Source organism: Azohydromonas australica DSM 1124 (genome assembly GCF_000430725.1).
In the GTDB taxonomy this organism is placed as follows: Bacteria; Pseudomonadota; Gammaproteobacteria; order Burkholderiales; family Burkholderiaceae_C; genus Azohydromonas; species Azohydromonas australica.
Genome location: NZ_KE387207.1, coordinates 308416 through 317705 on the forward strand (window position 1 = coordinate 308416; position 9290 = coordinate 317705).

9 protein-coding genes are annotated in these 9290 nt (G+C 70.4%); 5 read left to right on the plus strand and 4 right to left on the minus strand.

The window, feature by feature from the left end:
• Positions 1–40 precede the first annotated feature (40 nt).
• Both H537_RS0129020 and dusB read right to left on the minus strand, forming a co-directional pair.
• Positions 41–304: a helix-turn-helix domain-containing protein gene (locus H537_RS0129020; RefSeq protein WP_029000665.1), complete on the minus strand. Its 264-nt coding sequence runs from the start codon at positions 302–304 to the stop codon at positions 41–43.
• Positions 301–1332: a tRNA dihydrouridine synthase DusB gene (gene dusB, locus H537_RS0129025; RefSeq protein WP_029000666.1), complete on the minus strand. Its 1032-nt coding sequence runs from the start codon at positions 1330–1332 to the stop codon at positions 301–303. Before dusB ends, H537_RS0129020 begins: the two co-directional genes overlap by 4 nt.
• Positions 1333–1490: 158 nt before the next feature.
• On the opposite strand from dusB, the gene H537_RS0129030 reads away from it, so the two are divergent.
• Complete coding sequence (locus H537_RS0129030; protein WP_029000667.1) at positions 1491–1973, plus strand: YqaA family protein; 483 nt, start codon at positions 1491–1493, stop codon at positions 1971–1973.
• Between the two features lie 275 nt (positions 1974–2248).
• Here H537_RS0129030 and H537_RS0129035 read toward each other — a convergent pair whose 3' ends face one another.
• Positions 2249–3568 (minus strand): tetratricopeptide repeat protein, encoded by a 1320-nt coding sequence (locus tag H537_RS0129035; RefSeq protein ID WP_029000668.1) that lies wholly within the window; start codon positions 3566–3568, stop codon positions 2249–2251.
• Positions 3569–3704: 136 nt separating this feature from the next.
• Between H537_RS0129035 and H537_RS46155 the strand changes: the two genes are divergently transcribed.
• Together H537_RS46155 and H537_RS0129045 are read left to right on the plus strand one after the other, a co-directional pair.
• Positions 3705–4784: a GlxA family transcriptional regulator gene (locus H537_RS46155; protein WP_051243464.1), complete on the plus strand. Its 1080-nt coding sequence runs from the start codon at positions 3705–3707 to the stop codon at positions 4782–4784.
• Positions 4781–6274 carry a carboxypeptidase M32 gene (locus tag H537_RS0129045; RefSeq protein WP_029000669.1) on the plus strand — a complete coding sequence of 498 codons (1494 nt, stop codon included), beginning with the start codon at positions 4781–4783 and terminating at the stop codon, positions 6272–6274. Before H537_RS46155 ends, H537_RS0129045 begins: the two co-directional genes overlap by 4 nt.
• Positions 6275–6295: 21 nt before the next feature.
• Here H537_RS0129045 and H537_RS0129050 read toward each other — a convergent pair whose 3' ends face one another.
• On the minus strand, positions 6296–7177 hold the full coding sequence (locus tag H537_RS0129050; RefSeq protein WP_043460411.1) for a LysR family transcriptional regulator: 882 nt from the start codon (positions 7175–7177) through the stop codon (positions 6296–6298).
• 253 nt (positions 7178–7430) lie between these two features.
• Here H537_RS0129050 and H537_RS0129055 point away from each other — a divergent pair, with 253 nt between their 5' ends.
• Positions 7431–8291, plus strand: coding sequence for an NmrA family NAD(P)-binding protein (locus tag H537_RS0129055; protein WP_029000671.1), 861 nt, complete (start codon positions 7431–7433; stop codon positions 8289–8291).
• A 115-nt stretch (positions 8292–8406) separates the two neighbouring features.
• Entirely contained in the window at positions 8407–8598 is a 192-nt protein-coding gene (locus H537_RS0129060; RefSeq protein WP_029000672.1) for a hypothetical protein, read from the plus strand.
• The last annotated feature ends 692 nt before the right edge of the window (positions 8599–9290 follow it).

Here is a 9290-nt window from a genome sequence, read left to right on the forward strand (position 1 = left end):
AATCAGTGATGGCCGCCCGCCGGGGCGGCCGCGGCGGCCGTCAGTTGGGCGAGGAGGGGGAGGACGGCGACCCCAGCAGCTTGTGCTCCAGCAGCTTGCGCCGCAGCGTGTTGCGGTTGATGCCCAGCCACTCGGCGGCCTTGCTCTGGTTGCCGGCGGCATGCTGCATCACCACCTCCAGCAGCGGCTTCTCGACGATGGCGATGATCATTTCGTGGACGGAATGGGGCTGCGCCCCGTCGAGGTCCCGGAAGTACTCCTCCAGGCTCTCGCGGACGCTGGCCTCGATCAGTTGCTTGCTCATGCGGTGAGTTCGAGTCGTTCGTCGTTGGCTGCCAGCGGCAGGCGCTCGTGCTGCGCGGCGAGCTCGTCGAACCACTCGCCCACGGCCAGCAACTGCTGCTCGCAGCTCTCAATCAAGTTCATGCGGGCGCGGAAGTCCTCGCCGCCGGGCAGGGCGCGCACGGCCCAGCCGATGTGCTTGCGCGCGCTGCGCACGCCGCTGTATTCGCCGTAGAGGCCGTAGTGGTCCTGCAGGTGCTCCAGCAGCCAGGCGCGCACCTCGCGCACCGTGGGCGGCGCCAGCAGCTCGCCGGTGGCCAGGTAGTGCGCCACCTCGCGGAAGATCCACGGCCGCCCCTGCGCGGCGCGGCCGATCATCAGTGCGTCGGCCCGGGTGTAGTCCAGCACCTGCCGGGCTTTCTGCGGGGAGTCGATGTCGCCGTTGGCCACCACCGGAATGCCCAGCGCCGCCTTCACCGCGGCCACCGTGTCGTACTCGGCCTGGCCCTTGTAGCCCTGCTCGCGCGTGCGGCCGTGCACGGTGAGCATGGCGATGCCGGCGCCCTCGGCCGCGCGCGCCAGGCGCAGCGCGTTCTTCTCGGCCTCGCACCAGCCGGTGCGCATCTTCAGCGTCACGGGCACGTTGCGCGGGGCGCAGGCGGCAACCACCGCCTCGACGATGGACAGCGCCAGCGGCTCGTCCTGCATCAGCGCCGATCCAGCCCAGACGTTGCAGACCTTCTTGGCCGGGCAGCCCATGTTGATGTCGATGACCTGGGCGCCGCGGTCGATGTTGTAGAGCGCGGCCTCGGCCATCTGCGCCGGGTCCACGCCGGCGATCTGCACCGCGATGGGCTCGACCTCGCCGGCGTGGTCGGCGCGGCGCGAGGTCTTGAGCGAGTTCCACAGCTCCCGCTTGGACGTGACCATCTCGCTGACTGCGTAGCCCGCCCCCAGCCGCTTGCACAACTGGCGGAACGGACGGTCCGTCACGCCTGCCATGGGGGCGACGAACAGCGTATTCGGCAGCGTGATCGCTCCGAGTTTCATGGGTCAGGCGGGGGGAGGTGCTGAAAAAGGAGGCAGGAGTATAGCGGCGGCGCTCACCCCGCCCGCCGGTGCCAGGGTGGCGCGGCGCCGGGCGGCGGCCTGCCGGTTGGGCCTGGAAGGCCGCCCGGGGCGCGCCGGGGGCTGCCCATAATGGGCCGATGGAAGTGTGGATGCAGAAGGTTCTGGAGGCCCTGGCGCTGCCCGAGTTCGGGCTGAGCACGGTGTTCATCGTGGCGCTGGTGTCGGCGACGCTGCTGCCGCTGGGCTCGGAGCCGGCGGTGTTCGGCCTGGTGAAGCTGGAGCCGTCGCTGTTCTGGCCCGCAGTGCTGGTGGCCACCGCCGGCAACACGCTGGGCGGGGCCATCAGCTGGTGGATGGGCTATGGCGCGGAGGTGGTCGTGGAGCACGCGCGCCACAAGCCCACCGAGCACCGGGTGCTGGGCTGGCTGGAGCGCTTCGGCCCCAAGGCCTGCCTGCTGAGCTGGCTGCCCGTGGTGGGCGACCCGCTGTGCGCCGTCGCCGGCTGGCTGAAGCTCCCGTTCTGGCCCTGCATGCTCTACATGGCGATCGGGAAGTTCGGCCGCTACCTGGTCATGACGGCGGCGCTGCTGTGGTGGTTTCCGGGGCAGTTCACGCCGTGAGCTGAATGGCTTGAGCGGGATCGGCTGTCCGGAGTTGAAGCCGTTCGAACCCTACTTCGTCATGCCCGCGTAGGCGGGCATCCAGGCGGCCCCACATCAGCGCGAAGTACGGGTACAGCGAGCCAAAGCACGGAAATCACCGGTGCGCCGACCGATCAGCTTCAGGCCGACTTGGGGACTGCCTGGATTCCCGCCTTCGCGGGAATGACGAGGTAGAGGGCGGGGCAGGTCGGCTGGCGATCCGCGTCTATTTGCTTCGTTCTCGGTGGCCCTCATCAAGCCTCCGTGCTCCGCCGCACGAACCTCCGCGCCAACAGGCTCGCCGGCCGCAGGGCGGCCCGCTCCGCCGCCAGCCCCCGCGCCAGCGCCTGGTCCCCCGCCCGCAGCGCCGCCTCGATCAGCGTGAGGTCCAGCAGGTCGCGCTGCGCGTGGCTGCCGCCGAAGCGGTGCGCGCGGTGGCGCACCGGGCGCAGCAGCGCGACGCACCGCGCGTAATCTCCGTCGCCGAAGGCCATCGCCGCGCGCGCCGCCGCGCCGCCCACCTCGCGGACGAAGCCGGCGTTGTCGCCGCCCAGCGCCAGCGCTTCGTCCTGCGCCCGCAGCAGCCGCTGCTGCTCGTCCGCGCGGCCGGCGCCGGTGAAGGCCAGCATCGCGTGCAGGTCGTTGAAGGCGTAGAGGCTTTCGCGCACCAGCGGCGCCCAGCGATCGGCCAGCGGCTGCCAGCGGTCGCCCACGTCCAGCCCGCGCAGTTGCAGCCGCCACAGCATGGCGCTGGCGTCGATCAGGTCCAGCAGCTGCGGCAGCCCCGAGCCGGCAATGGCCTCGTCGTACAGGCGCAGCACCTTGTCGTGGTGGTCCAGTTCCAGGTGGAAGAGGGCCAGGTGCCACCAGTTGTGCACGCTCAGGAAGCTCCCCGGCGCCCAGCTCGCCGAATTCGGCTCCAGCCAGGCGATGCCGTCACCCGGGCGGTTGCGCATCTCCAGCGTGTGCGCCACCGCGTGCCAGGCCCAGCTGTCGCGCGGCTGCAACTCCACGGCGCGCTTGCCCTGGACTTCCGCCTGCGCGAAGTCGCCCGTCTCCTCCAGCCCGAAGGCGTGCATGCCCAGCACGGCGTGGTAGCCGGGCAGCGAGGCGTCCCAGGCCGGCAGGGCGCGCGCGATGCGGTCGCGCAGCATGCGCGAGTCGCCGGTGAAGAAGTCCACCTGGTGCCCGGCCTGCAGCGCCAGGGCGTCGCGCGGCCAGCGCAGCGACAGGTCTTCCAGCGCGCGGGCGGCCTCGTGCCAGCGCCTGTGGGCGAGCAGCCCGGCGGCGTGCAGGTGCGCCCGCTCGCGCTCGGTGCCCGGCAGCGCCGCGCCGGCCTCGCAGGCGGCGCGGGCCACGGGCAGGCCCTCGGGCTCGGTCCCCAGCAGATGCAGCCACGCCTTGAAGGCATGGGCCATGGTCATCTCGGGCGCGGTCTCCAGCGCGCGCTCGATGCTCGCGGCCGGGTCGCCCGCCAGGCAGCGCAGCTCATGCGCCGCCTGCTCGAAGGCGTCGAGGGCGGCGGCCGTGGCGCCGGTGAGGGTGTGGCCGGTGGCATCTTGCAGGGTCGTCATGGGGTGTCTCCTTCGTGCTTCGGGGTGACGCGCCGCCGGTCCGGGAGCGGAATCACAATCCGGCGACGGCGCCAATGTGCGCGTGAGCGCCCCGAGGCACCGCAGGCATTCGTGCAACAAAGCGGACGTTCATGCCATGGCCGACTCCCCAGCCCCCATCACCGTGGCGCTGCTGGCCACGCCCGACAGCACCGCCTCCACGCTGTTCGGCTTCCTCGACTGCCTGGCCGGCACCCGGCGCGACTGGAGCTTCCTGCACGGCGAGGCCGAGGCCACGTCGCCGTTCCGGCCGCTGCTGGTAAGCCGGCAGGTGGAAGCCTTCACCGCCGCCAACGGCGTGCGCATCACGCCCGATGCGGCGCTGGCGGACTGCCCGGCGCCGCAGGTGCTGTGCATCACGGACCTGGCCGTGCCGCCGGGTGAGCCGGTGGCGCAGCGCTACGGTGCGGAAGTGCGCTGGGTGCGCGAGGCGCACGCAGCCGGCGCGCTGGTGGCCAGCGCCTGCTCCGGCGCGGTGCTGCTGGCCTGCACCGGGCTGCTCGACGGGCTGGAGGCCACCTCGCACTGGGCCTACTGCGACGCACTGCAGCGGCAACATCCGCGCACGCGCTGGCATCCGGAGCGCGGGCTGGTGGCGGCGGGCGAGCGCATCCTCATGGCCGGCAGCGGCGTGGCCTGGCACCTGCTGGTGCTGGCGCTGATCGCGCGCTTCGCCGGGCCGCAGGAAGCGATGCGCGTGGCGCGCATCAACCTGATGGACCCGGGCCAGACGCCGCCCGTGGCCTACGCCTCGCTCACCCGCGGCGGCTGCGCGGCCGACCCGCTGGTGGCGCGCTGCCAGGCCTGGGTGGCGATGAACTACGCCTGCGAGTCGCCGGTGGGGCAGATGGTGGCGCTGTCGGGCCTGGCCGAGCGCACCTTCAAGCGCCGCTTCACGCTGGCCACCGGCATGGCGCCGCTGGAGTACGTGCACACGCTGCGGCTGGAGGAGGCCAAGCAGATGCTGGAGTCCGGCGACGCGCCGGTGGAGGCGGTGGCGCTGGAGGTGGGCTACCAGGACGCCAGCTTCTTCGGCCGCCTGTTCCGGCGCCACGTGGGGCTCACGCCCGCGCAGTACCGCCGCCGCTTCGGCCCGCTCTCGCGCCGGCTGCACGAGCTGCAAGGCCCGCCGCCCGGCGGCCCGTCCCCGTTTTCTTCCCGTACCCTGCCGCCATGAACAGCAAGACGCCCGCTTACGACGCCCTGGCCGCTGCCAACCGGCGCCTCTACCGCCTGGACCACCTCTCGTCCATCGCCTGGTGGGACCAGGCCGCCGTGATGCCGCCCAAGGGCAGCGAGGCGCGCGCCGCGGCGCTGGCCGAGCTGGGCGTGCTCACCCACGGCCTACGCTGCGACCCGGCGCGCAAAGAGCAGATCGAGCGCGCGCAGCAGGAGCCGCTGGACGACGAGCAGCGCGCCAACCTGCGCGAGATCCGGCGCGAGTTCGATCTCGCCACCGCGCTGCCGGCCGCGCTGGTGGAGGCGCGGCAGCTCGCCGGCTCGCGCTGCGAGCACGCCTGGCGCAGCCAGCGCCCGGCCAACGACTGGCCCGGATTTGCCGAGAACCTGCGCGAGGTGGTGCGCATCGCGCGCGAGGAGGCCGAGCTGCTGTCGCAGCACTTCGGCTGCTCGCGCTACGACGCGCTGATGCAGCGCTACGAGCCCGGCATGAGCAACGCCGAGCTGGAGCGGCTGTTCGGCAACCTCTCGTCCTGGCTGCCCGACCTGGTGGCGCGCGTGCGCCAGAAGCAGGCGGGCGAGCCCGTGATCGAGCCGCAAGGACCCTTCGACGTGGCGGCGCAGCGCGCGCTGTGCGAGCGCGTGATGCGGCTGCTGGGCTTCGACTTCGAGAGCGGGCGGCTGGACGTGAGCGCGCATCCGTTCTCCGGCGGCGTGCCCGAGGACGTGCGGCTGACCACGCGCTACCGGGAGGACGAGTTCCTCACCAGCCTGATGGGCACCATCCACGAGACCGGCCACGGCCGCTACGAGCAGAACCTGCCGCGCCCCTGGCTGGGCCAGCCGCTGGCGCAGGCGCGCTCGATGGCGATCCACGAAAGCCAGAGCCTGAGCTTCGAGATGCAGCTCGGCCGGCACCCCGGCTTCGTCGCGCTGCTGGCGCCCTGGCTGGTGGAAAGCTTCGGCGCGCAGCCGGCCTTCGAGGCGGGGAACCTGCAGCGGCTGGTGACGCGCGTGGAGCCGGGCTTCATCCGCGTGGACGCCGACGAGCTGACCTACCCGGCGCACGTGCTGCTGCGCTGGCGCATCGAGCGCGCGCTGATCGAGGGCGAGATCGAGGTCGCCGACATCCCGGCGCTGTGGGACGAGCAGATGCTGGCGCTGCTGGGCCTGGACACGCGCGGCAACTACCGCGACGGCCCCATGCAGGACGTGCACTGGACCGACGGCTCCTTCGGCTACTTCCCCTGCTACACGCTGGGCGCGATGTACGCGGCGCAGTGGTTCGCGTCGCTGCGCAAGGCGCGGCCGGCACTGGACGCCGAGATCGCCCGCGGCGAGCTGGGGCCGGTATTCGACTGGCTGCGTGAAAACATCTGGCAATCCGCCAGCCGCTGGACCACCGCCGAATTGACACAGCGGGCCAGCGGCGGGGCGCTGGACCCGGTGTTCTTGCGGGAGCACCTGGAGCGGCGGTATTTGGGCTGAGGCCTGGCGGCGGCGAGGCGATCAAAACCCCTCGCACCGCCCCTGCCTGAACCACTCCGCCACGAAATCCACCGCCGCGCGCACCTTGCGCGGCAGCGGGCGCTGGTCCGGAAAGACGAGGTAGAGCGGCGTCGAGGGCAGCTCGTGGTCGGGCAGCACGCGGACCAGCTCGCCGGCGGCCACCTCGCGCTGCACCAGGAAGGCCGGCAGCTTGGCGAAGCCGTCGCCCAGCAGCGTCAGGCGCCTCATCAGCGGGTAGTTGTTGACGCGCAGCCAGTGCCGCACGTCCACCACTTCCTGCGCGCCGTCGCGCATGAACAGCCACTGCTCGTCGCCCTTGAAGTGGCTGTTGCTCAGGCAGGGCAGCTGCGCCAGGTCGCGCGGGTGCCGCGGCGTGCCGTGGCGGCGCAGCGCGGCCGGTGAGCCCAGCACCCAGTCGTGCAGCACTGCCAGCGGCTTGGCGATCAGCCGCGGGTCCGGGCTGCGCGTGAAGCGCAGCGCCAAGTCGATGCCCTCGGCCACCAGGTCGCGCTGCTGCGTGCTCAGGTCCAGCTCCACGTCCAGCTCTGGGTAGGCCTGCCGCAGCGCCAGCAGCAGCTCGGCCATGAACTCCATGCCGAAGGTGGTGGGCACGCTCATGCGCACCCGGCCGCGCACCTCCGTGCGCACGCTCGACACCGCGCGCTCCGCCTCGCCCAGCGTCTCGCGCAGGCGCTGGCAGTACTCCAGGTACATCGCGCCGGTCTCGGTGGCCTGCAGCCGCCGCGTCGTGCGGTGCAGCAGCTTGGCGCCCAGCGCGCGCTCCAGCGCCGCCACCTGCTTGCTCACGTAGGCCTTGGAGCAGCCCATCCGCTCCGCAGCACGCGTGAAGCTGCCGCACTCCGCCACGGCCAGGAAGGCCATCGCCCATTCGAATCGCGGCTCGATTGTTTCCACAGGGTTGATATTCGATTCACTCGCAGCCGCTCTACAGCAGCCGCTCGAGTCTATAGATTTGCGCCAGCACCGGGCGGTACCCGGGCGCAGTCGAAAAGCGATGGTGCCCAGGCCGACGGTTCAGCGGAGAGATTGTTCACTGCCGTGAGCCATTCTTGCGCCCGGGTGCGGCCGTGTAGCGCTTGCGCTTTCTTTTGTCTCCTCACTGAAAGAGGTCCCCATGATCGTCGTCACCGGTGCATCCGGAACCGTGGGCACGCACGTCGTGTCGCAGCTCGCCGCCGCGGGCTTTCCCGTGCGGGCGCTCAGTCGCCAGCCCGCCTCGGCGCCCGCTTTGCGCGGTGTCGAATGGGTCGAAGCCGACTTCGAGCAGCCCCAGAGCCTGGCGCGCGCGCTGCAGGGCGCCACGCGGCTGGTGCTGATCTCGCCAGCGCATCCGCGCATGCGTCAGCACCAGGTGGCGGCGGTCGATGCCGCGGTAGCCGCGGGCGTGCGGCGCGTCGCCAAGCTCTCCGGGCTGGGCGCGGGCCCACAGGCGCCGATCCGGCTGCCGCGAGAGCATTTCGCGATCGAGCAGCACATCGCGCGCAGCGGCATCGCCCACAGCTTCGTGCGGCCCAACCTGTTCATGCAGGTGCTGCTGGGCAGCGCTGACAGCATCGCCGGCGAAGGCGTGTTCCACGCCCCGGCCGGGGAGGGCGCCATCTCGTTCATTGACGCCCGCGACGTGGCGGCGGTGCTGGTGCACGAGGTGCTGCGCGACGACGTGGCGCCCTCGGTGCGCGAGATCACCGGCCCCGAGGCGCTGAGCTACGCGCAGGCGGCCGCGACCCTCGGCGGCGTGCTGCACAAGCCGGTGCGCTTCGTGAACGTCGAGCCCGCCGCGGCGCGCGAGGGGATGCTCTCCGCCGGCATGGACGCGTGGCTGGTGGAGGCCTTCCTGGAACTGTTCGAGATCTACCGCGCCGGACATGGCGCCGCGGTGCTGGACGCGGCCGTGGAGGCTGCGCTGGGCCGGCCGGCGGGGACGCTGGCGGGCTTTGCCGCGGATCATGTGCGTGCTTTCCGGCGTTCGGCTTGAGGCGATGCGTGAGCGTGGTTGCTGACGGGGTGGGGCAGCACGCTGGCGGGCGGCTCTACCGCGCTGCCTGCTTCACTCAGGGCCGGGCTGAGCGCACCGGCCGAGCGCGGAAGCCGTGCGGGAGGTGGTGCCGGCCGTTCTCTACATCATCGCCATCGGGACGGTGCTGGCGGCGCTGACCTACAACCTGGGCGTGCGCCTACTGGGCGCGACGACGGGGATTCTCTTTATCAACTGGGTGCCGGTGTCGGCGTTGGCAATTGGCGCTGTGCTGCGCTGGGGCATGGGCCCAGTGCTTCCGAATTGATTGGCACGAGGCTGGTGGCGGGGAGGATGAGGGCGGCGGGGCGGAAGGGCTGATGCTCTACTGCTTTCGGTGAATGGGCGGCGCGGGGGACTGCGCCGTTTTATTTGATGCTTGCCCTCTGAAGATAATTGGAAGTGCTAAATAATTTTCTGAGCATAAGAATAAAAGCGGTCCTTTAATGGGGTCGGTCTGTGATGATATTAAAGGCGAGCGACGCGCTGAGGGTGCCTTCCCTTGAAACGATTGGGCTTCAGTTTTGACGCCTCGCTGATATATGGCTTCCCAAATAGCCATGGTTCGTGCGGTTCTAAAGGGGACGTCTGGTGTGTGTGTTGGGAGCAGTGCTCGCATCTCATTCGTTACGCGACCAAGAAACGGTAGAACGTACTCAAGAGGTAGTGACATCAAGGGGAGAACGTCCTCTGGCCCGGCGCGAAACTGTTCTCGTCGCTTGGTGGAAATGGTTGGCTTTCTGGCCAGTCAGGACGAATGCCAAATTCTTAGGACTTACGCAAAAGTTTGATAGAAAATTATAGAAATCCCATGAATTAATTTCAACTTGAACTTCTTGAAAGCATAGATCATAGTTTTGTCTTTCACTAGGCGGCGACATGAATCCATCCCGCGTGGACTACTGTCAGTTCCTGTTATCGAGTCAGGTCAACTTCACCTTGACGCACTATGCCGAGCAT